Source organism: Klebsiella electrica, assembly GCF_006711645.1.
GTDB classification, from domain to species: Bacteria; Pseudomonadota; Gammaproteobacteria; order Enterobacterales; family Enterobacteriaceae; genus Klebsiella; species Klebsiella electrica.
The window spans coordinates 4,803,365-4,827,816 of sequence record NZ_CP041247.1; the positions used below are offsets into that span (position 1 = coordinate 4,803,365).

A 24,452-nucleotide genomic window follows, 5' to 3' on the forward strand; every position below is an offset into this window, starting at 1 on the left:
AAATTCAGGATTGCAATCCTGAACAAACGGTGCCAGTATCAATCAAAACAAATCACAATATGATTACTTCTGATTTCACATAAGGGGAAAATCAATGAGTAAAGTACAAACCATCACCCGCGAATCATGGATCCTCAACACTTTTCCGGAGTGGGGTAGCTGGCTGAATGAAGAAATTGAACAAGAGCAGGTTGCACCAGGCACCTTTGCCATGTGGTGGTTAGGTTGTACGGGCATCTGGCTGAAATCCGAAGGCGGAGCCAATATCTGCGTTGATTTCTGGTGCGGTACTGGCAAACAAAGCCACGGCAACCCTCTGATGAAAATGGGCCATCAGATGCAGCGCATGGCGGGCGTGAAAAAGCTCCAGCCAAATCTGCGTACTACGCCGTTTGTTCTCGATCCGTTCGCTATTCGCCAGATCGATGCCGTGCTGTCGACCCACGATCATAACGATCACATTGATGTGAACGTGGCTGCCGCGGTCATGCAGAACTGCGCCGAGGACGTACCGTTTATCGGTCCGCAAACCTGTGTCGACCTGTGGATGGGTTGGGGCGTACCGAAAGAGCGCTGCATCGTGATGAAACCGGGTGACGTGGTAAAAATCAAAGATATTGAAATCCACGCGCTCGACGCCTTTGACCGTACCGCCCTCATCACCTTACCCGCGGATCAAAAAGCCGCGGGCGTACTGCCGGACGGGATGGATCAGCGCGCGGTAAACTACTTGTTCAAAACGCCGGGCGGCAACCTGTACCACAGCGGCGACTCTCACTACTCTAACTACTATGCGAAACACGGCAACGAGCATCAGATCGACGTGGCGCTGGGCTCCTATGGCGAGAACCCGCGCGGCATTACCGACAAAATGACCAGCGCCGATATTCTGCGCATGGCCGAGTCGCTGAATACCAAAGTGGTTATCCCGTTCCATCATGATATCTGGTCAAACTTCCAGGCTGACCCGCAGGAAATCCGCGTTCTGTGGGAGATGAAAAAAGACCGCCTGAAGTATGGCTTTAAGCCTTTCATCTGGCAGGTCGGCGGTAAATTCACCTGGCCGCTGGATAAAGACAACTTCGAATACCACTATCCACGCGGATTCGACGACTGCTTCACTATGGAACCGGACCTGCCCTTTAAGTCCTTCCTGTAAGGCTTCTCCGGCAAGCGGTCATCGTTGACCGTTCGCCGGAAATTATCCCCGCCAGCATTAGTATTTTCACCTGATTTCAAATATCATCTTTGCTTATCACTTTTAATCGGATTTGCTCATGACGGAAGCGCAAAGACATCAAATTTTACTGGATTTGTTGGCACAAACGGGATTTGTCACCGTGGAGCAGGTGATTTCCCGGCTGGGAATTTCTCCAGCGACGGCACGACGCGATATCAATAAACTCGACGAAAGCGGCAGGCTGAAAAAAGTCCGCAACGGCGCAGAAGCCATCAGTGAACAGCGCCCACGCTGGTCGCCGATGAACATCCATCAGGCGCAAAACCATGATGAGAAGGTACGGATTGCGCGTGCGGCTTCGCAACTGGTGAATCCCGGCGAAAGCATTGTCATCAACTGTGGCTCTACCGCCTTCCTGCTTGGGCAGGAACTGTGCGGTAAACCGGTACAGATCATTACTAACTACCTGCCGCTGGCCAATTATCTGATCGATCAGGAACACGACAGCGTCATTATTATGGGCGGGCAGTATAACCGTAGCCACTCCATCACCTTGAGCCCGCAGGGCAGCGAAAACAGCCTGTACGCCGGGCACTGGATGTTTACCAGCGGCAAAGGGCTGACCGCCGAAGGGCTGTATAAAACCGATATGCTGACGGCGATGGCGGAGCAAAAAATGCTTAATGTCGTCGGTAAACTCGCGGTACTGGTCGATAGCAGCAAAGTGGGCGAACGTGCCGGAATGCTGTTCAGCCAGGCCGGGCAAATCGACCTGGTGATTACCGGAAAACAGGCGGATGAAGCGATCCTCAGGCAGCTTGAGGATCAGGGTGTTAAGGTGATTCGCGTTTAAAGGTGGCGTTGAAAAAACGCCACCGTCGCTGCTAACGCCTCCGGCGTTATCCGGTGGCGAACCCCTTTTTGCCAGACGCAGGTCAGGTGAGTATCCCGATCGTTTTGCCGCAGCGCCTGCTGGAGCCGGAACGTGCCATCTGGCGGAACCACATCGTCTTCATCGCCGTGCCAGAGCAAAAGCGGTCGATTCGCCAGGGTGTCGAGTTGCCCGGTGATATCCCATTCTGCCAGCTGTTCGGCACTGGCGCCGGGCGAAGGAAACAGGCTCTGTGACAGCTGGGTAAAATAGCCGGAGCCCATCAGGCAGGCCACGCTTTTTATCTCCGGATGATGGGTCATCATCCCCAGCGCCGTCATGCCGCCCATTGATGCGCCGGCGACCGCCAGCCTGCCCCCCTCAACCCACCCCTGGTCGATAACCGCCGCGCGCAAGGCCGGAAACTCGGCAAAATTTTGCAGTAAAATCGGCCAGAAGCGCTGCATCCGCCCACGTTCATCGCCATCGTAACGTGCGCCATGTTCCGGCGCATCGGGCATAATGACGCGAAACCCGGCTTCTGCCAGCGCCACGGCGAAGTAGCTATATACCAGCTTCGAGGAGGTAAAACCGTGATAAAAGATGATACTGGGCAACGGCTTATCCAGCGCATATTGCGGGCAGGCATGCAGGACTTCGCCGCCCGCCAGACGACGTATTTCAAGAGTAATCATTGACCCTCTCCTTTTACTGAGGTCGCGGTGTGTCATGGGCTGATATATTCAGCAAGAAACCAGGTTCACCATGATTCATAATGTTGAGAACTTGGTTACGCTTTCACGATATTTTCATCCGAAAATCGCGTCAGAGATAACACTTCGGGAACATTCCCCGGAAATGACATTCAGGCTACCACTACACTATGACTATCAGGAAACGAGATATGGTTATGCGCAGGTTAACACCGTGGTTTCTGGCTATCGCACTGAGCGGTTGTAGTGCCCTGCAGGGGACGCCAGAAGCACCGCCACCCGCAACCGACCATCCGCAAGAGATTCACCGTAACCAGACGACAGGGCTACAGAAAATGGGGACGGTGAGCGTGTTGATGTACGGTTCGCCGATGGATGTCGAAGCGGCGTTGAAAACGAAGGCAGAAACGGCTAAAGCGGATTACTACGTCATCATCATGATTGATGACACCATGGTTCCCGGCCAGTGGTATTCGCAAGCGATTCTGTACCGTAAATAGCGGTACACCATCTTTTAGCCAGCTTTACACTGCTTTGCGTCCATTCACGTTCTCCTGTGCATAATAACGTTCGGCCAGCCAACCTGGCAGGACGTTAGCAACGGACTGCCCTCGGGACTACGTGAAATGGAGCTGACGATGAAACGATCTTTTACCCTACCCGCTCTGCTGCTGACCACAGCGACAGCAAACACCTCCGCGCAGTCGGCGGAATTCGCCAGCGCGGACTGCGTTACCGGTCTGAATGAAATTGGCCTGATCTCCGTCAATAATATTGCCGGCAGCCAGCAGGACGTTGAACGCGCCATCGCCGTAAAGGCCGATGAACAAGGCGCGTCGTGGTATCGCATCGTACAGATGTACGAGGATCAGCAGCCGGATAACTGGCGAGTCCAGGCCATTCTTTACGCCTGAGGCGCCTGACGTCCACGCCCCATCGCACGTAGCAGCAAATCCTCCAGCGTCGGCTCATCCAGCCGCATACCGCCGCGCGTGTCGAGCATCATACGACACCAGGCCTCCGCCAGCGGCGGCGAGGCGTAACGCAGCATCTGCGCGCCGACGCCGAGCATATAAACCCGGCGGGCTATCTCTCTGCCCTGCTCTTCTACGGGCCGCCGCAGCAGCTGTTGCAACTGCCGCCATGTCCGGTCGAAATGGCGGTTTTGCCCTTTCACCTCCGCGCACTCCGCCGCCAGCAGCTCCAGCGCCGCCGGATGTTTACCCAGCACCCGCATCACGTCCAGACACATGATATTGCCCGAGCCTTCCCAGATACTATTGACCGGCATCTCACGATACAGGCGCGGCAACTCACTCTCTTCACAGTAGCCAATCCCGCCCAGCACCTCCATCGCCTCAGCGACAAACGGGATCCCGGATTTGCAGATGGCAAACTTCACCGCCGGCGTAAACAGGCGGGCCCAGAGGACCTCTCTGGCGTCATCACGACTCTCCCACGCCCGCGCCAGCCGGAACAGAAAAGCGGTCTGCCCTTCAAGGCGCAGCGCCATCTGGCCCAGCACCTGACGCATGAGCGGCTGATCGACCAGATTCTTACCGAATGCCTGGCGCTGCAGCGCATGATAGAGCGCTACCGAATAGGCCCGACGCATTAATGCGTGGCTGCCAAGCGCGCAGTCAAAACGGGTGAGCCCGCCCATTTTGAGGATTTGCCGAACGCCATCGCCCTCTTCGCCCACCAGCCAGCCGCGGGCTGCAAAAAACTCGACTTCGCTGCTGGCGTTCGAACGGTTGCCGAGCTTATCTTTCAGCCGCTCCAGATGCAGGGCATTGCGCTGCCCGTCGGGAAGCAGACGGGGCACGAAAAAGCAGGAGAGACCTTCCGCCGCCTGAGCCAGGACCAGGTGCGCATCGCTTTGCGGGGCCGAGAAAAACCATTTATGACCGACCAGATGATAAAAACCTTCGGCGGTTTTTTCCGCCCGGGTGGTATTGATCAGGACGTCAGATCCCCCCTGCTTTTCCGTCATCCCCATGCCAATTAACAGCCCACGTTTCTGAGCGCCCGGCGCCAGATGTGGATCGTAGCGGTCGCTCAGCAAAGGGGACAGCCAGTCGCTAAAAGGTTTCGGTAGCGCCTGCTGTAGCAGCGGCGTCGCCGCAAAGGTCATGGTTATCGGACACAGCGTCCCCGCTTCTACCTGCGCATGCAGCATAAAGCGGGCGGCGCGCGCGACAAAGGCGCCTGAGCGGGCATCCTCCTGCCAGGCCAGATTATGCACCCGGTTGGCGCACAGCCCCTGCATCAACAGGTGCCAGGCAGGATGAAACCGGACATCATCAAGCCGGCTACCGGTCGCATCGTAGCGCAGCAGCTCCGGCGGATTACTGTTCGCCAGTCTCCCCAGCTCCAGCGACTCCGCCGCCCCCAGCTGCTGGCCGATACTGGCCAGAAAATCACTGTCCCATCCGGCCCCTTCGCGCGTTACGGCCTCACGCAGCGCGCTATCCGAGAGAAATAAATTGCTGTTCATCAGCGGCGCAGGCTGATTGAACACGGTATGCGTTTGCCAGACCATACTGTCTCCTTGCGTCATCGGCATGATTATTCAGTATGGCTACCCTCGCCGGACATCGCCCGCGAGTCCGGTCACAAAAAAACCATCTCCCCCCTTCGTGAAGCCCATCACAGCCACAAGAATTTTAAATTTCATAATGGAAAATGTATGGAATAGTTTATTCAATTGTGACTTTTTTGCTCATGCCGGGATGATTTATGCAGACCGTAACAACGACAATGGGCGCGCATAAACGCGCGCTGATCGCCGGCTCTATCGGCAACTTTATTGAGTGGTACGAGTTCGCGGTATATGGCTTTCTGGCGACGGTTATCGCCCGCAACTTCTTTCAGCTTGCCGGGGAAGCGCCGCTGACGGGCCTGATCCTGACCTATGCGTCGTTCGCGATCGCTTTCTTCTTCCGCCCTTTGGGCGCCATTATTTTTGGCCGGTTCGGCGATCGTATTGGCCGTAAACCCACGCTGATTATCGTGCTGGTAATGATGACCCTGGCGACCACAGCCATTGGCCTGGTGCCGGTTTATGCCAGCATCGGGATTGCCGCGCCGCTGATTCTGACGGGACTGCGTATTCTTCAGGGCCTGTTTGCCGGCGGTGAATATGGCGGCGCGGTGTCGCTGATGACCGAGTTCGCCCCACGCGGCAAGCGCGGGCTGTATGGTGCCTGGCAATCCTTTACCGTGGCATTAGGGCTGCTGGCGGGGGCGGGCGTCGTGGCGTTGATTTCCGCCATTCTGAGCCCGGAGGAGCTGTACGCCTGGGGCTGGCGCCTGCCCTTCTTCCTCGCCATCCCGATGGGGGGCGTGGCGCTCTGGCTACGGGTGAAGATGGAGGAGACGCCGGGCTTTCTCCGCCAGCAGAAGCAGCAGCAACAGTATCCGCAGCCCACGGCGAACGTCGGCCAGACGCTGAAGGCTATTCTGACCGGCATTGGCCGCCTGATGGTCTGGTCCGCTGCGGGGTACACCTATCTGGTGATTATGCCCGCCTATCTGCAATCCTCGCTGCATACCGGTTTTAATCAGGCATTGCTGATTGCGGTTATCTCTAATATTGGTTTCGCCATAACGATTCTGCCCGCCGGAATGCTCAGCGATAAATGGGGACGCCGCAACGTGATGGTGATGGCCGCCGTGTTGCTGCTTATCCTGGCGCTCCCGCTGCTGAAAATTCTGCAGGCGGAATCCAGTACACTGCTGGTAAAAGCGCTGGTCGTGTTGGTGGCCGGGGGATTAGTCGGCATGCTGGCGGGCCCAGGACCCGCGATGCTGTCAGAGATGTTCCCGACCAAAGTACGTTACACCGGGCTTGGGCTGGCGTATTCACTGTCGAACGCGATTTTCTCGGGATGTGCAGGGCTGATTATCACCGGTCTGATTAAGCAGACGGGGAACCTCGATATTCCGGCTTATTACGTGATGGCGACGGCGGTGGTGAGTATTTTCGCGCTGATGACGCTGAAGAAAAACGACCATCTGCGGTCGCTGGATGAGTGACAACATTGCCCGGCGGCGCGAGCTTGCCGGGCCTACGCTTCTGTAGGCCGGGTAAGGCGCAGCCGCCACCCGGCAAACATATCAGCTACGCTGACGCACCGCTTCAAACAGGCAAATCCCGGTCGCGACAGAGACGTTCAGTGAAGAGACGCTGCCGGCCATCGGGATACTGATTAACTCATCGCAGTGCTCGCGGGTCAGACGACGCATCCCTTCCCCTTCCGCCCCCATAACCAGCGCCATCGGACCGGTCATTTTACTCTGGAACAGCGTGTGGTCCGCTTCACCCGCGGTGCCGACGATCCAGACATTCTCTTCCTGCAGCAGGCGCATGGTGCGCGCGAGGTTGGTGACGCGGATCAGCGGGACACTTTCCGCCGCGCCGCAGGCCACTTTTTTCGCGGTCGCGTTCAACTGGGCGGAACGGTCGCGCGGTACAATCACCGCGTGTACGCCGGCCGCATCGGCGCTACGCAGACAGGCGCCGAGGTTGTGCGGATCGGTGACGCCGTCGAGGATCAGCAGGAACGGCTGCTCGAGCGAGGCAAGCAGGTCCGGGAGATCGTTCTCCTGATACTGACGCCCCGGCTTCACCCGGGCAATAATCCCCTGATGCACGGCACCTTCGCTTTTCTCGTCAAGAAACTGACGGTTAGCCACCTGAATCACCACGCCCTGCGCTTCCAGCGCATGGATCAGCGGCAGCAGGCGTTTATCCTCGCGGCCTTTCAGAATAAAAACTTCCTGAAAACGCTCTGGAGCGCGCTCAAGCAGGGCCTGCACCGCGTGGATGCCGTAAATCATTTCACTCATTAAAGGTACTCATCTGGGGCGGTATGCGCCGGGTTAATAGGGCCGTGAACCACTTCACTTGCGCCTATTATAACCGACATGGCGTTCAAATCGACTCTTGTCCGATTAAACTGCCCGCCGCCGGGCGTCGCGTTTAACCTAAATGCCGTTTTGCCTCCTGGCGCACCCGGTGCAAAACGTGATGCTTAATCTCGCTGTAGCGCGGATGTTCGGCCAGGGTTTCGATATCCCGTTCGCGGCCGAAGGGCAGGGCTAGCTCTTCGACGATTTTTCCCGGCTTCGCTGACATAATCAGAATGCGGTCGGCGAGGAACAGTGCCTCTTCGACATCGTGGGTCACAAACAGCAGCGTGGTGCCAGTCGTAAGCCAGGCCTCGCGCAGCAGCTCCTGCATCATCAGCCGGGTTTGCGCATCCAGCGCGCCGAAAGGTTCATCCAGCAGCAGCACCTCCGGGCCGGGCAGCCAGGCGCGCGCCAGCGCCACGCGCTGTTTCATGCCGCCGGAGAGCTGCCAGGGGGCATGATGCTCAAACCCTTTCAGGCCCACGCGCCCCAGCCAGTCCAGCGCTCGCGCATTGACCTCTTGTTTGCGGTATTTACCCAGCCGTGGGCCGAAAGTGACATTTTCCAGCACCGACAGCCACGGGAACAGATTCGGCTGCTGGAAAATCATGCCGCGATCCGGCCCCGGCGCACGTACCGGTTTGCCGCCCGCCGCGACGCGTCCCCGGTCCGGTTGGGTAAACCCGGCCACCAGGTTGAGAATGGTCGATTTTCCGCAGCCCGAAGGACCGAGCAGAACGACAAACTCCCCTTTATGCAGTGACAGGCTAATATCCTCAAGCACCGTGAACGGCTGCGGCCTGGCCGCAAAGGAGAGCGAGACATTTTCCAGCGTGATGGCACTCATTATTCTTTCCCCGCCCAGGGCACAAACAGGCGTTGCAGCCCCAGCAGCAATAAATCCAGCAGATAGCCAATGCCGCCCAGCAGCAGAATGCCGAGCATGACGATATCGGTACGCAGATAGGAACTGGCGTTAATCACCATCCAGCCCAGGCCCGAGCTGGCCGCCACCATCTCCGCCGCAATCAGCGAGGTCCAGCCGATACCGATCGACAGCCTGACGGTAGTGAAGAGATCGGGTAGCGCGTCCGGCAACACCACCCGCAGGAAAATTTGCTTACGCGAGGCGCCGAGGGTTTGCGCCACGCGAATGCGCGAGCGGCCAATCCGCTCGACGGCGGCGGAGGCCCCGACCACCACGCTTAAAAAGGTGGCGATAAATATCAGGAAGAATTTGGAGGCTTCGCCGATCCCCAGCCAGACCACGGCCAGCGGGATCAGGGCGATTTTGGGCAGCGGACGCAGGAACTGCACGAACGGATTTAACACGGCGGCAAGGCCATCCGACAGCCCCATCAGCAGCCCCAGCGGAATGCCGATGATAATCGCTACCGCAAAGGCGCTGAGGGCACGCGCGAGGCTCACCGCAATATGCTCCCACAGCGGTACCTGACGATAGCCCTCCGCCAGCAGCTCTTCGGTTGTCAGGCCGATATCCGTCAGGGAGGGCAGCAGCAGCGGGTCGACCCACTGCCGCGTCGCCGCCACCTGCCAGACGATAAAGAAAACCGCCACCGAGACAGTGCTGATAGCGATATGCTGGCTCAATCTCATTGCGCGGCTACCGCCGCTTCGCGGATATAGCGTGAATTAATCGCGGTATCCCAGTTCGCCGGAATATCGCGTTTGCGAATCTCGCCAATCGCCGCGAGGAAGCCGGAGGTTTTGCTCAACGCTTTGCCGATGCCGCTGTCGGAGGTTTGCGTCCCGTTACCCAGCCATGCCGCGGTCCCCTGCTGGCTCAGCGTGGGGTATTCCAGGCCGCCGAGCGTATTCGCCGCGGTGGTCACCGGGGCACCAACTTCTTGCGCCACGATCGCCGCCGCACGCTCCGGGTCTTGCTTAAATTCGTCAACCTTTTGCTGGTGCACGCGCAGGAAGGCGGTCACCACCTGGGGATATTGCTCGGCAAAGGCTTTGCGCACCACGTAGTTGTTGTAAATCAGGTAGCCCTCTTTTTGCAGATCTTTGGTGGCGAAGACCTGGTGTCCGCCGGAGGACTCCAGCTCCTGGGCAAACGGCGCCCAGACGTAGCCGGCATCGATATCGCCGCGCTTCCAGGCGGCGACCATCTCGGCCGGGCGCAGCGGCAGCAGGGTTATCTTGCTGCGATCCAGTTTGTTGACGTCGATGGCGGCTTCCAGGGCGTACTGCGCCGTCGAATTCGGCGGGTAGGCCACGCGCTTGCCTTCGATATCTTTAATGCTGCTGATGCCCTCCTTGCCAATCAGCCGCTCATAGCTGGCGATGACGCCGGAAACGCCAATAATCTCTACCGGCAGTTTTCTGACAATCCCTGCCGCTGCCGGGCTGGAGCCGAAGTTAGCAATATCGATAGCATTACTGGCGAAATAATTTAACGCATCGGCGCCGGAGGCAAACTGCACCCACTTCACTTTACTGTTTAACGCTTTATCCAGAGAGCCGTCGGCTTTCGCCAGCATTAATACCTGAGAGCCGCCGCTATACGCCACCCGGACTTCGGCCGGGGTATCTGCAAAGCTGACATTGGCCCATAAGCTACCCGCTGCAAGGAATAAGCAGAGAATTTTTTTCATTATATTTACCCTTCGAAAGTTCAGAAATTTCACGCCCGGAAAATAACCGGACTCAATCGTATTCAGTGTTGTTTTAACGGGCCTGCCATAATTGCGAACATCGCTCGGCCAGCGCCTGGGCCGGATCGAACGTTAAGTCATAAAACGGCGCTTTCACCGCCGCAAGCGCAACGGGGACCTCGGTACAGGCCAGAATCAGCTTTTGCGCGCCGCGTGCAAACAGCGCGTTGGCCTGATGCGCCAGCAACTCGCCCCCCTCTTCCAGCGCGCCGCGTTTGACCGCGTAACAGCCGGGGACAAACCAGCGGGCCAGCTCCTCCTGCGTCGGTTCAACCACCTCCACACCCTGCACCGCCAGTTTGCGCTGATACCAGCCCGCCTCCAGCGTGCCTTGCGTGGCGATAATCCCTACCCGCTGCGGTTTGTCCGCCTGCTGCGCCAGCGCGGCTAGCGTCGCATCAACGATGTGCAAAATCGGGGCATCGCTCACCTGGCTGAGGGCGTCATACCAGTGATGCGCCGTATTACAAGGGATAGCGATATGACTGGCCCCCGCCTGATTAAGCTTTTCAATACCGTGGATAAGCTGCGGCAGCGGCGACGGCCCGCTTCCCGCCAGCGCCTTTTGTCGGTCCGCGATCTGCGGGACGTTCCACACCACCGAAGGGAGCTGTTGCTGATCGTTCTGCGCCGGCGTGGCGTCAAGCAGGCGTCGCTGAAAGTCCAGCGTGGCGAGCGGCCCCATCCCGCCCAGCACGCCGAGCAGAAACGGTTTAGTCATGGCGGGTCTGCGCCTCTAACAACTGGCGGTAGCCGAACAGTCCAGCAGAACCGCCGGTATGGATAAAGACGATATTCTCATCCTGACGGAAGTGGCCCTGACGAATCAGATCGATAAGCCCCGCCATCCCTTTCGCGGAGTAGACCGGATCCAGCAGAATCCCCTCGTGGCGGGCCAGCAGCGTCAGCGCTTCCAGCGTTCCAGCGGTGGGCAGGCCGTAGCCCTCGCCGACGTAATCGCTATTGGCCACCACGGCGCTACGCGGCAGCTCGCCCGCCACGCCCAGCAGGCTGAGCGTTCTCGCCGCCAGATTCCAGACGTTCTCTTCCTGCTTCGCCTTCGGCGCACGCACGCTGATGCCCAGCACCGGAACGTGGCTGTTGGTCGCCGTAAAGCCCGCCACCAGCCCCGCCTGGGTACCGGTGCTGCCCGTAGCGTGAACCACGTGGTCGATGCGCAGGCGTAGCTGAGATGACTGATACAGCAGCTCTTCGGCACAGGCGACATAACCCAGCGCGCCGATGGGGTTAGAACCGCCGCCGGGGATGATGTACGGATTGCGTCCTTGTTCACGCAGCGTGGCGGCATACTCCTCCATTGCCTGCTGCATATCGCTGCCGCCCGGCAGATGGGCAACGATCTCCCCGCCCAGCAGCTCATCGAGCAGTACGTTGCCGGAGCGTTGATAATCCTCGCCAAAATCCGTCACCCGCCGTTCCAGCAGCGCTTTAGCCTGCAGGCCAAGTCGCGCCGCGCCGGCAATGGTCTGACGGACATGGTTAGACTGCGTGGCCCCCTGAGTGATCACCACGTCCGCGTTTTTCGCCAGCGCATCCGCCAGCAAAAATTCCAGCTTACGGGTTTTATTCCCCCCGCTCGCCAGACCGGTCGCATCATCGCGTTTTATCCATATTTTGGGCCCGCCTAATAATGTCGACAAATTATCCAGCGGCTCAAGCGGAGTCGGGAAATGACCAAGAGACACACGAGGAAAACGAGCCAGATGCATATATGCTCCTTGCACATAAAAGGGGGGGGGGAAGCAAAAGTAAAATCCACTATACACAGTGAAAAAACAGGGCTAATCAAAAAGAATAAATAACGATTGCTGAAAAAAGACTAAGCAGGAAATACGCGGGGAAGGGAGAAATATCTATTCTGTTGTGGAATGACTTACGGCAAAAAAGAATAACCCCCTCCGGCTGGAGGGGGTGATATGCCCGTCATACTTCAGGTTGCCTGTACGTTGGCGATCCGCATGTCCCCGGGAACATCGTTATTGATGTACCGGGGGATTTCCTGCAACCCGCATGATTGAGGGGCGCTTACTCAGCAGCTTTTTTCTTCGCCGCGCGCTTCGCCTTGGTCGCCGCCGCTATTTTCTGCGTCCTGGCCGACGGCTTTTTCGCGCCTTTCTCTTTCTTCGCTTTCGCCGGTTTCGATTGGCCCTTATCACCACGGAAAGCGCTGTCTGGCTCGAAGTTCACCTTCTTGCCCGTCTGACGGCGACGACCGGACGGTTTGCCTGCATTATTGCTGGCACCGTTGGCCTTCTTCGTCTTCTCCCGGGCGGTCTTGCCGACGTTGCGCGGACCGCGTTCGCTGGAGATCAGTGAGAAGTCGATTTTACGTTCGTCCATGTTGACCGCTTCCACGCGGACTTCCACGCGATCGCCCAGACGGTAAGTCTGGCCGCCGGATTCGCCGATCAGACGTTGTCCGACCTGGTCGAAACGATAGTAATCGTTATCCAGCGAGGAGACGTGCACCAGGCCATCGATAAACAGCTCATCCAGACGCACGAAGAAACCAAAGCCGGTCACGCTGGCAATCACACCTTTAAAGACGTTCCCCACCTGATCCAGCATAAAGTCGCACTTCAGCCAGTCGGAGACTTCGCGGGTGGCTTCATCAGCGCGACGTTCGGTCATCGAACAGTGCGCGCCCAGCTGCAGCATTTCATCCATGCTGTAATGCCAGCCGCCGGTTTCGGTGCTGTTGCCTTTATGGCCCTGTTCTTTCGCCAGCAGGTACTTAATCGCACGGTGTAGCGACAGGTCAGGGTAACGACGAATGGGCGAAGTGAAGTGCGCGTATGATTGCAGCGCCAGGCCAAAGTGACCGCGGTTTTCCGGGTCGTATATCGCCTGTTTCATCGAACGCAGCAGCATGGTTTGCAGCATTTCATGATCCGGGCGATCGGCAATCGAGGTCAGCAGCTCAGCGTAATCACGCGGCTCGGGCTTATTACCGCCAGGCAGTTCCAGCCCCAGCTCCGCCAGTACGGAACGGAAAGCGGTAATCGCTTCGGTGCTCGGTTTATCGTGGATACGGAACAGCGCCGGCTCCAGCGCCTTTTCAACAAAGCGGGCGGCGGAGATGTTCGCGAGGATCATGCACTCTTCGATAAGCTTATGCGCATCGTTACGCTGCGTCTGCTCAATACGCTCAATGCGGCGCTCGGCGTTAAAGATAAACTTCGCTTCTTCGCTCTCAAAGGAGATCCCACCGCGTTCTTCGCGCGCGCTATCCAGCACTTTATAAAGCGCATGCAGCTCTTCGATATGCTTCACCAGCGGCGCATAGTGCTCACGCAGCTCCTGGTCGCCCTGCAGCATATGCCACACCTTGGTGTAGGTCAGACGCGCGTGTGAGCTCATCACCGCTTCATAGAACTTGTAGCCGGTCAGACGTCCCTTAGACGAAATGGTCATCTCGCAGACCATACATAGCCTGTCGACCTGCGGGTTCAGGGAACATAAGCCGTTGGAGAGCACTTCCGGCAGCATCGGCACGACCTGAGACGGGAAGTAGACCGAGGTGCCGCGGCTGCGTGCTTCAGCGTCCAGCGGCGTACCAGGACGCACATAGTAGCTGACGTCGGCAATCGCCACCCACAGGCGCCAGCCGCCGCCGCGTTTTTTCTCGCAGTACACGGCGTCATCAAAGTCGCGGGCATCTTCACCATCGATAGTCACCAGCGGCAGGTCGCGTAAATCCACGCGGCCCGCTTTCGCCTCTTCCGGCACCTGCTCTTTCAGCACCGAAACCTGTTTCTCTACCGCCGGCGGCCAGGTGTAAGGGATTTCATGGGTACGCAGCGCCATATCCACCGCCATGCCGGTGCCCATATTGTCACCCAGCACTTCGACGATTTTACCGATCGCTTTAGTACGACGGGTCGGGCGCTGGCTCAGCTCCACAACCACCACAAAGCCCATTCGCGCGCCCATCACCTCTTCCGGCGGGATCAGGATATCAAAGCTCAGGCGGCTGTCGTCCGGTACGACAAAACCCACGCCAGCATCGGTGAAATAGCGACCGACAATCTGGCTGGTTTTGGGCACCAGAATGCGCACCACGCGAGCTTCGCGGCGGCCTTTACGATCGGCGCCCAGCGGCTGCGCGAGGATCTGATCGCCATGGATACACATTTTCATCTGCTCGGAAGAGAGATAAAGGTCGTCTTTACGCCCTTCGACGCGCAGGAAACCATAGCCGTCGCGATGGCCGATAACCGTGCCTTTAAGCAGGTCGAGACGCTCCGGCAATGCGTAACACTGGCGGCGGGTAAAGACCAGCTGCCCGTCACGTTCCATGGCGCGCAGGCGACGGCGCAGCCCCTCGAGTTGTTCTTCTCCTTCGATATTCAGTTCTATCGCCAGCTCGTCGCGACTGGCCGGTTTTTCACGTTTTGCTAAATGATCGAGGATAAATTCCCGGCTTGGGATGGGATTCGCATACTTTTCAGCTTCGCGTTCCTGGAAAGGATCTTGTGACATGTCGGTTCCTCCGTTGTCATCTCTGATGAAAGTTTATGTCACTCCACCAGTAATAATTTATAAAGCGGTTGATTTTCTTCAACCAAATCAGCCAGCGTGTAGTCGTCTAGTTCCTTGAGAAAACTTTGCGCTGCTTCAGCCAGCGCCTTTTTCAGGCGGCAAGCGGGTGTAATGTGGCAAAATTCGCTGCTGCAATTGACCAGCGACAGCGGTTCCAGATCGCGGACGACATCGCCAACCCGAATGGTATTCGCCGGCTTACCCAGGCGAATCCCCCCGTTTTTACCCCGCACGGCCATCACGTAGCCAGCACGACTTAACTGATTGATTATTTTTACCATATGATTACGGGAAACGCCGTAAACCTCCGTCACTTCGGAGATACTCGTCATTCTTCCATCCGGCAACGAGGCCATATAAATCAGCGCTCGTAATCCGTAATCTGTGAAACTCGTTAACTGCACATCAACCTCAGGGTAAGGGGGAAAGCGGCATACACTCATCATTCAGGCCATTGCCGCGTGGTGCGATCGGACACATCCTGAAAGCTTGCGTATATTGATCCTCGGGTAATGACCGTATTGATACTGTATTGATGATAAACCAGCCAGCGCTCAGGCCGCTAATTTATTTGAAATGGGGCGGGTGAACAGCAAAAACAAGGGGCGCCTTAGCGGCGCCCCAGGGGATGATTATGCGTCAAACGGATCGCGCAGAATCATCGTCTCAGAACGGTCGGGACCGGTAGAGATGATATCAACCGGTACGCCGGTCAGCTCTTCAATGCGCGCAATATAGTTCAGCGCAGTCTGCGGCAGACCGCTGCGCGTTTTCACGCCGAAGGTGCTTTCAGACCAGCCCGGCATGGTTTCATAAATCGGCTCAATGCCTTCCCAGTTGTCAGCAGCCAGCGGCGTGGTCGTCACTTCGCGGCCGTCCGGCAGACGGTAGGCAACGCAGAGTTTCACTTCTTTCAGGCCGTCCAGAACATCCAGCTTGGTCAGGCAGAAGCCGGACAGGGAGTTGATCTGCACCGCGCGACGGATCGCCACGATATCCAGCCAGCCGGTACGACGACGACGGCCGGTAGTGGCACCGAACTCGTTACCCTGCTTGCACAGGAACTCGCCGATATCATCGAACAGCTCAGTCGGGAACGGGCCTGCGCCGACGCGAGTCGAGTAGGCTTTGATGATGCCCAGCACGTAGTCCACATAGCGCGGACCCAGGCCGGAACCGGTCGCCACGCCACCCGCGGTGGTGTTAGACGAGGTCACGTACGGATAGGTACCGTGGTCGATATCCAGCAGAGTCCCCTGCGCGCCTTCGAACATCACGAAGTCGCCGCGCTTACGCGCCTGGTCCAGCAGATCGGAAACATCCACCACCATCGCCGTCAGAATGTCGGCAATCGCCATGACATCATCCAGCACTTTCTGATAGTCAACCGCTTCTGCTTTGTAGAAATTCACCAGCTGGAAGTTGTGATATTCCATCACTTCTTTCAGTTTGACGGCGAAGGTTGCTTTATCAAACAGGTCACCAACGCGCAGACCGCGGCGTGCGACTTTATCTTCGTAAGCAGGGCCGATGCCGCGACCGGTGGTACCGATAGCTTTCGCACCGCGTGCTTTTTCACGCGCAACGTCCAGCGCGACATGATAATCGAGGATAAGCGGGCAGGCTTCGGACAGCAGCAGACGCTCACGAACAGGGATACCACGGTCTTCCAGACCTTTCATCTCTTTCATCAGCGCAGCCGGAGACAGCACCACACCGTTACCGATGATGCTGGTGACATTTTCGCGCAGAATACCTGATGGAATAAGATGGAGGACGGTTTTTTCACCGTTGATTACGAGAGTATGGCCTGCGTTGTGGCCACCCTGGTAGCGCACAACATATTTAGCCCGTTCAGTCAGGAGATCGACGATCTTCCCTTTACCTTCGTCACCCCATTGGGTGCCCAGTACGACGACGTTGTTACCCATTTTTCAAAATCACCGTTTGCTTAAAAATGGATTCTACCATCGCTTTTTCAGAGTTACAGCACTTTTTGCACTCAATTCCAGGCAAGTCTGACCACTTTTTGATCAGGTCATCGATTTCGTCAACATGTAGTAGATGACAAACCCGGCAACCACAAGCCCCCCGCCAAAACGGCGTAATAAATTATCCGGCAGCTGGCTCATGGTCGCGACCATCCGCCGCCAGGCGCGCGGATAAAGCAGCGGCCCGAGCCCTTCGAGTACTAAAACCAGCGCCAGTGCCAGCCAGATTGTTGCGTTCATTATGGACCCTTAGAAAGAAAGCGCGCCGCCGCCCCAGACAGGCATCGGCGGCAGCGTAATGTGGAAACAGACCCCTGCGACATTGTCCGGTATTTCACGTTCATTATGAACGGGTGTCGCACAAAAAAAACCTATAACTTATTGTGTTACAAGTTATTTATTAAACTTCGCCCATAAAAAAGGCGCCTTTCTCAAGGCGCCTTTTTACTCACGCGATAACTTACTTGCGAGCCGAATCTGGCGATTTCATATAGCGGAAGAAATCGCTGTCCGGGCTGAGAACCATCACATCCTGATTGCTCTGGAAGCTATTCTCATAGGCGCGCAGGCTACGGATAAAGGCATAGAAGCCCGGATCCTGGCTAAACGCATCGGCAAACAGCTTCGCCGCATCCGCATCACCTTCACCGCGCATGATACGGCCCTGACGTTCCGCTTCAGCCAGCGTCCTGGTGACTTCATAGTCCGCCGTTGCGCGCAGCTTCTCAGCCTCTTCCTGACCCTGTGAACGATGGCGACGCGCAACCGCTTCACGCTCGGCGCGCATACGGTTGTAAATCGCTTCGGACACTTCAGCCGGCAGGTTGATCTGCTTGATGCGTACGTCGACAACTTCAATACCCAGCGCTGCCATACTGTTCGGGTTAATGACCGGCACCTTACCATTGGTTTCCGCCGATACGCGCTCTGCCGCTTTGGCGATAGCATCGTCGGCCGCCGGCGTACTGACTTCGTCTTCCGTACCCGCTGAACCGGAGTTCAACGCGTCACGTACTTCCAGCGTCAGACGACCGCGGGAGTCGGTCACGATATCCTTCACATCCAGGCGACCAATTTCGGAACGCAGACGGTCAGAGAACTTACGCTTCAGCAGCACTTCGGCCTGGGAGACGTCGCCGCCGCCGGTAGCCAGGTAGTAGCGGCTGAAGTCGCTGATACGCCATTTGATGTAGGAGTCAACGATCAGGTCTTTCTTCTCTTTGGTGACAAAGCGATCGGCCTGGTTGTCCATGGTCTGAATACGCGCATCCAGCATTTTCACTGATTCAATAAACGGGATCTTAAAGTGCAGACCCGGCGAATAGACCAGCGGTTTGTTTTCACTATCGCGGAGAACTTTACCAAAGCGCAGCGTAATCCCACGCTCGCCTTCTTTGACGATAAAAATCGACATGTAAAGCACTACCAGCACGATGACAATTATCGCAATAACAGATTTACGCATCGTTATTCCCCCTGACGCTGGTAGTCGTTACGCTGCGCGTTAGCGCGGCGTTGGTCCATAATACTGCCGTCCGTGGTGGTCGGCGTGGTGCTGGCACTGCTTGAGCTGGATGCAGGCGGCAGACGCAGCAGATCGCTCGCGCTACTGCTACCGCTCTTTGCCGCCGGGGCACCGGCGCCTTTCAGCATCTGGTCCAGAGGCAGAACCATCAGGTTGCCACCTTTATCGTTCACCAGCACTTTGCGGGTATGGCTCAACACTTTTTCCATGCTTTCGATATACAGACGTTCGCGGGTGATTTCCGGCGCGGCTTTATACTCCGGCAGGATCTTCGCAAAGCGCGCAACTTCACCCTGTGCTTCGAGAACGGTCTGAGTTTTGTACGCGCGCGCCTCTTCAAGGATACGCTGCGCCTGACCATTGGCTCGCGGCTGAACTTCGTTGGTGTAAGCTTCGGCTTCACGGATGTATTGCTGCTCGTTCTCACGCGCCGCAATCGCATCATCAAATGCCGCCTTCACTTCTTCCGGCGGACGCGCCGTCTGGAAGTTGACGTCCAGCAAGGTGATCCCCATGTTGTACGGACGAATCGTCTCTTCCAGCTCACGCTGGGTATCGCTACGAATAACGGTACGACCTTCGGTCAGGATGCGGTCCATCGTGTACTTGCCAATCACGCCGCGCAGGGCGCTGTCGGTCGCCTGACGCAGACTATCGTCCGCGCTGGCCACGCTAAACAGGTAGCGCTCAGGATCGGTCACCCGATACTGGACGTTCATCTCAACGCGCACGACGTTTTCATCAGACGTCAGCATGACGCCAGAAGCCGCCAGTTCACGTACCGACTCAACGTTTACCGCCTGAACGTTATCGATAAAGGTTGGCTTCCAGTTAAGGCCTGGCTCAACCAGATGGCTGAATTTACCAAAGCGAGTGACCACACCACGTTCAGCTTCCTTGATGGTATAGAAACCGCTGGCAGCCCAGATAATAACCGCGGCAGCCGCCACGATGCCGACAATGCGTCCGCCCATCGGGCCACGCGGTCCCTGAGAGCCGCTACCGCTCCCCTGGCCCCCTTTACCGCCGCCGAGACCGCCAAGTTTTTTACTTAACTTGCGGAAGATATCATCCAGATCGGGCGGCCCCTGCTCGCGACCGCCTTTATTGCCATTTCCCTCAGAGTTGCCGCCAGGTTTGCTGCTCCCCCACGGGTCGCGGTCCTGTCCGTTATTACCGGGCTGATTCCACGCCATGTATATGCTCCATATTTGTTTTTGATATCCCCACAGGGGTTAATATCTTCAGGCAAGCTGCAAGGTCAAATCACGTAATCAACCAGCGCTGGCTCTTGTTTACAGAGGCGACGCCAGTCAACGATCGGCATGCGCACCTGCAGACCCACGCTGCCGTCATCCTCCAGCCACTCTTTTTCTATCGCCTGAAGCTGATAGAACCGACTTCTCAGCCGCCCTTCCCGTGGCGGTAGACGCAGCGTGTGCTGCGCTACTTCACCGGAAAGCCGTTCCGTCAAAGCCTGAAAAAGCAGCGGTACGCCAACCCCGGTCTGGGCGGAGAGCCAGACCCGGATCGGTTTATTCTCTTCATCTCTGTCGATACGCGGTTCAAAATCATCCAGCATGTCGATTTTGTTCATCACCAGCAGCGTCGGGATCTCATCGGCCTCAATTTCCGCCAGTACCGTATTGACGGCATCAATGTTTTCCTGCACCCGGACATCGGCGGCATCAATCACATGCAGCAGCAGCGTCGCCTGACGCGTCTCCTGCAAAGTGGCCTTAAACGCCGCGACCAGGTCGTGCGGCAGATGGCGAATAAAGCCAACGGTATCCGCAAGTACGGTCTCGCCGACATCGGTAACATCAATGCGGCGCAGCGTCGGATCCAGCGTCGCGAACAGCTGGTTCGCAGCGTAGACCTCGGCTTCCGTTATCTGGTTGAACAGCGTTGATTTTCCGGCGTTGGTGTAGCCCACCAGCGAGACGGTTGGAATATCGGCTTTGGCTCGTGACCGCCGTCCTTGCTCACGCTGTTTTGACACTTTCTCCAGCCGCGACAGGATCTGCATGATCCGGTTGCGCAGGAGTCGACGGTCAGTTTCGAGCTGGGTTTCACCCGGGCCGCGCAAACCAATTCCGCCTTTCTGTCTTTCAAGGTGGGTCCAGCCGCGAACCAGGCGCGTAGCCATATGGCGCAGCTGTGCCAGCTCAACCTGCAATTTCCCTTCATGGGTACGCGCGCGCTGGGCAAAAATATCCAGAATAAGACCGGTGCGATCGATAACCCGGCATTCGCATAAGCGTTCCAGGTTTCGTTCCTGAGCCGGGCTCAGGGCATGATCGAACAGCACGACTGACGCGCCGGTCGCTTTTACGGCTTCCGCAATTTCGACAGCCTTACCTTCACCAACAAAATATTTTGGATGCGGTGCTTTACGGCTACCGGTAATCACCTGCATTGCTTCGACACCGGCAGAGGAGACCAGGGATTCAAACTCCTGAAGGTCTTCCATATCTTTGTCTTGCGAAAAATAGATGTGTACCAGCACCGCCTGCTCACCGGCATCATAACGGTCAAACAAGCGTAAACCCCTTATAAAATACCAGCGGGGAACACAGTTACCCGTTGTCTTTCAGGCCGCATGGACGTTGGCTTTCTTGCCCGACTCTGGCCGGGCCGCCACACGCGTCGTTCAAATCTGCCCCTGGCAAATTTGTTATTCACCCCAGTCATTTACTTACGCAAATGGCTGGGGAGTCACTACGCGCCGCCTTTCTGCAACCTGAAACGCATCGAATGAACCTGGCTCCCCGGCATGGAAAAACAGCATCAACCTTATTCGGTGTCTTCGCTGTCTTGCTGCGGCGCAGATGAACCCTGCGCGCTACCACCGTGGTGATAGTTATTTGTACCGCCGCCAGCATTATTGCTGTGGTGAGACACCGGGCGAGACGGGACAACAGTAGAAATTGCGTGCTTGTAGACCATCTGGCTGACCGTGTTTTTCAACAGGATCACGAACTGATCGAAAGACTCAATTTGCCCTTGCAGCTTAATACCATTCACCAAATAAATAGAAACCGGAACGCGTTCCCGACGCAAAGCGTTCAGGAACGGATCTTGTAAAGATTGCCCCTTAGCCATTCTCTCTTTTCCTTATATGTATGCTTGTTTTGTACTCAGAACCTGACGATTCTTAAAAAAAATTACGCACGATACCGTTTGATTGTACACGTTCAGTCCTGGCTCGCACCAACTACCTGTAATACTTTGTTGAGCGCCTGTTCAGGATGTTCACTCTCTAACCAGTGAATATCTTCCCAGCCGCGTAACCAGGTCATCTGACGTTTTGCTAACTGTCTCGTGGCGCAAACACCTCGATAAACCATTTCATCATACGGGATCTCGCCATCAAGATATGACCACATCTGGCGGTATCCGACACAACGAATGGAAGGCATATCCGTATGCAAATCTCCGCGGGCAAAAAGCGCCCGTACTTCTGCTTCAAAACCCGAAGCCAACATCTGATGAAAACGCTGTTCTATGCGTTGATGGAGCAGTTCACGGCTCGCCGGGGCGATGGCGAACTGATGCACCTGGTACGGCAGAGCGTCTCCTGACGTTTGCGTCAGTTCCGTTAAAGTTTTACCCGAAATGAAAAAAACTTCCAGTGCCCGGGAAAGTCTTTGCGGATCATTTGGATGAATACGCGCGGCGGCAACGGGATCGATCTCCTGTAGCTGCCGGTGCAACGCGTGCCCCCCCTGCTCTGCTGCCTGCTGCTCAATTTTAGCCCTGACCTGCGGATCCGCCGACGGTAACGGCGACAACCCTTCCAGCAACGCTTTGAAATACAACATTGTTCCGCCAACCAGCAGCGGAATGCGCCCGGCTGCGACGATCTCCGCCATTTCAGCCAGCGCATCGCGGCGAAAATCCGCCGCGGAATAAGCCTCTGCCGGATCGCGAATGTCCAGCAGCCGATGCGGCGCAGCGCTCAGCTCCGCGGCATCTGGCTTGGCAGTGCCAATATCCATTCCTCGATAGATAAGGGCGGAATCAACACTAATCAACTCTACCGGTAAAATTTTACGCAACGCAATCGCTAAGGCGGTTTTACCGGAGGCCGTCGGGCCCATTAAAAATATTGCCTTAGGCAGGCTCGCCGTGGTGGTATCACTCATCTTTCAGGGCAGTCATCGCCGAATGTAAATCAACAGGTTGTAACAGACCACCCGGCGGCGCTTTTACCAGCTGCGGGCACAAACGTTCAACGTCGGCCAGCACGGTAATCGCCTGCGCCATATTCCACTGCGCATGTTCGCTCGCCAGATTACGCGCGATCCACTGCGCGATGTTGCCGACGTCGAATGCCTTTTGCTGCGCCAGGTAGCCTATCAGTTCAGGAATCAAGATTTGTAAATTTTGTTGTCTTAAGGGTAAAGGCACGGCGCGAACCGTCAAATGTTGCGCGTCAGACTGCAGATCGATACCCAGCGCCGCCAGCGCCGACTGCGCTTTATCCAGCGCCGCTTTCTCCGCAGCGGACGCTTTCAGCCGCAGTGGGATCAGCAGCGGCTGAGCGCACACCGCTTCAACCTCCGGCGTCAGCTGCGCCTGCCGCAGCCAGCGTTCGGCGACCGGCAGCGACAGCAGCGCCAGCTTGCCGTCTCGCTCCAGCAGCGCGCAATCACCCGCCACGATAGTCAGTACGCGGCCAAAGCTTTGACTGTGGCCGGATAGCCCGTCCGCGGCAGGCGCTGGCACGCTGCTTTTGCGTTCCGCCGCTGGTGTTTCCAGCAGCTGGCGATAGAGCGCCCCCTGCTGTTTCTGATAGCCGGGCTGCGCATGCGGCCAACTGGTGGCACCCGCAGCAGCGGCTCCCGACGACGGGCGCGGCGTCTCGCTGCCATAGCGCGGCGCCGCGGGCTCGCGAGCCGCCGCCGGCTGGGCAAAGTGGTTCCCCCCCGCCGCCACCCGGTTTTCCGGGACCGTCGGGCGCAACGGCTCGGCTTCATGTTCTTCCGCCAGCGGGACGTTAAGCTGCTGCTGGAGCACGCTCAATACGCCCTGATAGATAAAGTCATGCACCAGACGCGACTGGTGGAAACGAACTTCATGCTTCGCCGGGTGGACGTTAACATCCACCTGGTGCGGGTCGATCTCCAGGTAAAGCACAAATGCCGGCTGCTGGTCGGCCCCCAGCTTATCTTCGCAGGCCTGACGAATTGCATGATTGATTAAACGATCGCGCATCATGCGGCCATTGACGTAGCAATACTGAATTTCCGCCAGCGTCGGGTTGGTATGTAAAGGATCGGCCACCCAGCCGCGCAGGGTCAGATCGCCATGCTGCCACTCGATCGCCAGGGCATGTTCGAGAAACGGCATACCGCAGATCGCCCCCAGCCGCCGTTCGCGCTGGCCGCCCTCAGGCACCGCACGATACTGGCGCACCGCTTTGCCGTTATGGCTGAGGTTAATGGTGACGTCGAAACGCGCCAGCGCAATGCGTCTGACGATTTCATCGATGTGGCCAAACTCGGTCTTTTCGGTGCGCATGAACTTGCGCCGCGCCGGCGTGTTGTAAAACAGATCCAGCACTTCCAGCGTGGTTCCCACCGGATGCGCCGCGGGTTTGACGGTCACCGCCTGATCGCGCCCTTCGGCGTAGGCCTGCCAGGCCTCCTGCTGCTCCGCGATACGGGAGGTCAGCGTCAGCCGGGCGACCGAGCTGATACTGGCCAGCGCTTCGCCGCGAAAACCGAGGCTGATAATCGCTTCCAGATCGTCAAGCGTGGCAATTTTACTGGTGGCATGACGGGCCAGCGCCAGCGCCAGCTCGTCCTTTTTGATCCCGCAGCCGTTATCGCGAATGCGGATAAGCTTTGCGCCGCCGCGCTCGATATCAATATCAATTCGCGTCGCGCCAGCGTCGAGACTGTTTTCTACCAGCTCCTTCACCACCGACGCCGGACGTTCCACCACCTCACCTGCGGCAATCTGGTTGGCGAGCTGCGGCGGTAGAACCTGAATCGGCATGACTGACT

The 24,452-nt window shown here is 57.3% G+C and carries 23 protein-coding genes; 5 read left to right on the forward strand and 18 right to left on the reverse strand.

Annotation, left to right across the window (positions count from 1 at the left end; genetic code table 11):
- Nucleotides 1-94: 94 nt before the first annotated feature.
- Together ulaG and ulaR are read left to right on the forward strand one after the other, a co-directional pair.
- Nucleotides 95-1,159: an L-ascorbate 6-phosphate lactonase gene (gene ulaG, locus Electrica_RS22960; protein WP_141965488.1), complete on the forward strand. Its 1,065-nt coding sequence runs from the start codon at nucleotides 95-97 to the stop codon at nucleotides 1,157-1,159.
- Between the two features lie 118 nt (nucleotides 1,160-1,277).
- Nucleotides 1,278-2,033 carry an HTH-type transcriptional regulator UlaR gene (ulaR, locus tag Electrica_RS22965; RefSeq protein WP_141965490.1) on the forward strand — a complete coding sequence of 252 codons (756 nt, stop codon included), beginning with the start codon at nucleotides 1,278-1,280 and terminating at the stop codon, nucleotides 2,031-2,033.
- On the opposite strand, the gene yjfP is transcribed toward ulaR, so the two are convergent.
- Nucleotides 2,030-2,746, reverse strand: a complete 717-nt coding sequence (yjfP, locus tag Electrica_RS22970; protein ID WP_141965493.1) for an esterase — start codon at nucleotides 2,744-2,746, stop codon at nucleotides 2,030-2,032. The two genes, ulaR and yjfP, sit on opposite strands and share 4 nt — an antisense overlap.
- 209 nt (nucleotides 2,747-2,955) lie before the next feature.
- On the opposite strand from yjfP, the gene bsmA reads away from it, so the two are divergent.
- Nucleotides 2,956-3,264, forward strand: a complete 309-nt coding sequence (bsmA, locus tag Electrica_RS22975) for a biofilm peroxide resistance protein BsmA (RefSeq protein WP_032689819.1) — start codon at nucleotides 2,956-2,958, stop codon at nucleotides 3,262-3,264.
- Nucleotides 3,265-3,402: 138 nt separating this feature from the next.
- A complete protein-coding gene (gene yjfN, locus Electrica_RS22980) occupies nucleotides 3,403-3,678 on the forward strand; it encodes a DUF1471 family protease activator YjfN (RefSeq protein ID WP_160702485.1) in 276 nt (91 codons plus the stop codon).
- Here yjfN and Electrica_RS22985 read toward each other — a convergent pair.
- The gene (locus Electrica_RS22985; protein WP_141965495.1) at nucleotides 3,669-5,306 is read right to left on the reverse strand and encodes an isovaleryl-CoA dehydrogenase; all 1,638 of its coding nucleotides are present in this window, start codon (nucleotides 5,304-5,306) and stop codon (nucleotides 3,669-3,671) included. The genes yjfN and Electrica_RS22985 overlap by 10 nt on opposite strands.
- A gap of 197 nt (nucleotides 5,307-5,503) precedes the next feature.
- Here Electrica_RS22985 and Electrica_RS22990 point away from each other — a divergent pair, with 197 nt between their 5' ends.
- Nucleotides 5,504-6,802: an MFS transporter gene (locus Electrica_RS22990; RefSeq protein ID WP_141965497.1), complete on the forward strand. Its 1,299-nt coding sequence runs from the start codon at nucleotides 5,504-5,506 to the stop codon at nucleotides 6,800-6,802.
- Nucleotides 6,803-6,883: 81 nt separating this feature from the next.
- Here the strand turns inward: Electrica_RS22990 and rlmB are convergent, their stop codons facing one another.
- The 16 genes from rlmB to mutL all read right to left on the reverse strand — a co-directional run bounded on the left by rlmB (nucleotide 6,884) and on the right by mutL (nucleotide 24,444).
- Nucleotides 6,884-7,615 carry a 23S rRNA (guanosine(2251)-2'-O)-methyltransferase RlmB gene (gene rlmB, locus Electrica_RS22995; protein ID WP_100685567.1) on the reverse strand — a complete coding sequence of 244 codons (732 nt, stop codon included), beginning with the start codon at nucleotides 7,613-7,615 and terminating at the stop codon, nucleotides 6,884-6,886.
- A gap of 133 nt (nucleotides 7,616-7,748) precedes the next feature.
- Nucleotides 7,749-8,525: an ABC transporter ATP-binding protein gene (locus tag Electrica_RS23000; RefSeq protein ID WP_141965499.1), complete on the reverse strand. Its 777-nt coding sequence runs from the start codon at nucleotides 8,523-8,525 to the stop codon at nucleotides 7,749-7,751.
- Nucleotides 8,525-9,295, reverse strand: coding sequence for an ABC transporter permease (locus Electrica_RS23005; RefSeq protein ID WP_100685565.1), 771 nt, complete (start codon nucleotides 9,293-9,295; stop codon nucleotides 8,525-8,527). The genes Electrica_RS23000 and Electrica_RS23005 overlap by 1 nt, the downstream gene beginning before the upstream one ends.
- On the reverse strand, nucleotides 9,292-10,299 hold the full coding sequence (locus Electrica_RS23010) for a taurine ABC transporter substrate-binding protein (RefSeq protein WP_141965501.1): 1,008 nt from the start codon (nucleotides 10,297-10,299) through the stop codon (nucleotides 9,292-9,294). The genes Electrica_RS23005 and Electrica_RS23010 overlap by 4 nt, the downstream gene beginning before the upstream one ends.
- Nucleotides 10,300-10,372: 73 nt before the next feature.
- The gene (gene cuyB, locus Electrica_RS23015; RefSeq protein WP_141965503.1) at nucleotides 10,373-11,080 is read right to left on the reverse strand and encodes a cysteate racemase; all 708 of its coding nucleotides are present in this window, start codon (nucleotides 11,078-11,080) and stop codon (nucleotides 10,373-10,375) included.
- The gene (gene cuyA, locus Electrica_RS23020; RefSeq protein WP_141965505.1) at nucleotides 11,073-12,089 is read right to left on the reverse strand and encodes a D-cysteate sulfo-lyase; all 1,017 of its coding nucleotides are present in this window, start codon (nucleotides 12,087-12,089) and stop codon (nucleotides 11,073-11,075) included. The genes cuyB and cuyA overlap by 8 nt, the downstream gene beginning before the upstream one ends.
- 316 nt (nucleotides 12,090-12,405) lie before the next feature.
- Entirely contained in the window at nucleotides 12,406-14,862 is a 2,457-nt protein-coding gene (gene rnr / locus Electrica_RS23025) for a ribonuclease R (protein ID WP_131049399.1), read from the reverse strand.
- A gap of 38 nt (nucleotides 14,863-14,900) precedes the next feature.
- Nucleotides 14,901-15,326, reverse strand: a complete 426-nt coding sequence (gene nsrR, locus Electrica_RS23030; RefSeq protein WP_141965506.1) for a nitric oxide-sensing transcriptional repressor NsrR — start codon at nucleotides 15,324-15,326, stop codon at nucleotides 14,901-14,903.
- A 228-nt stretch (nucleotides 15,327-15,554) separates the two neighbouring features.
- Nucleotides 15,555-16,853 (reverse strand): adenylosuccinate synthase, encoded by a 1,299-nt coding sequence (locus tag Electrica_RS23035; RefSeq protein WP_131049398.1) that lies wholly within the window; start codon nucleotides 16,851-16,853, stop codon nucleotides 15,555-15,557.
- Between the two features lie 102 nt (nucleotides 16,854-16,955).
- Nucleotides 16,956-17,153 (reverse strand): DUF2065 domain-containing protein, encoded by a 198-nt coding sequence (locus tag Electrica_RS23040; RefSeq protein ID WP_004857046.1) that lies wholly within the window; start codon nucleotides 17,151-17,153, stop codon nucleotides 16,956-16,958.
- Between the two features lie 220 nt (nucleotides 17,154-17,373).
- Nucleotides 17,374-18,378: a protease modulator HflC gene (gene hflC / locus Electrica_RS23045; protein ID WP_131049396.1), complete on the reverse strand. Its 1,005-nt coding sequence runs from the start codon at nucleotides 18,376-18,378 to the stop codon at nucleotides 17,374-17,376.
- A 2-nt stretch (nucleotides 18,379-18,380) separates the two neighbouring features.
- A complete protein-coding gene (hflK, locus tag Electrica_RS23050) occupies nucleotides 18,381-19,634 on the reverse strand; it encodes an FtsH protease activity modulator HflK (RefSeq protein WP_141965508.1) in 1,254 nt (417 codons plus the stop codon).
- Nucleotides 19,635-19,699: 65 nt separating this feature from the next.
- A complete protein-coding gene (gene hflX / locus Electrica_RS23055) occupies nucleotides 19,700-20,980 on the reverse strand; it encodes a ribosome rescue GTPase HflX (RefSeq protein ID WP_100685557.1) in 1,281 nt (426 codons plus the stop codon).
- Nucleotides 20,981-21,234: 254 nt separating this feature from the next.
- Nucleotides 21,235-21,543, reverse strand: coding sequence for an RNA chaperone Hfq (hfq, locus tag Electrica_RS23060; RefSeq protein ID WP_100685556.1), 309 nt, complete (start codon nucleotides 21,541-21,543; stop codon nucleotides 21,235-21,237).
- 92 nt (nucleotides 21,544-21,635) lie between these two features.
- Nucleotides 21,636-22,586, reverse strand: a complete 951-nt coding sequence (miaA, locus tag Electrica_RS23065) for a tRNA (adenosine(37)-N6)-dimethylallyltransferase MiaA (protein ID WP_141965509.1) — start codon at nucleotides 22,584-22,586, stop codon at nucleotides 21,636-21,638.
- Nucleotides 22,579-24,444, reverse strand: a complete 1,866-nt coding sequence (gene mutL / locus Electrica_RS23070; RefSeq protein ID WP_141965511.1) for a DNA mismatch repair endonuclease MutL — start codon at nucleotides 24,442-24,444, stop codon at nucleotides 22,579-22,581. Before mutL ends, miaA begins: the two co-directional genes overlap by 8 nt.
- Nucleotides 24,445-24,452: the final 8 nt, after the last annotated feature.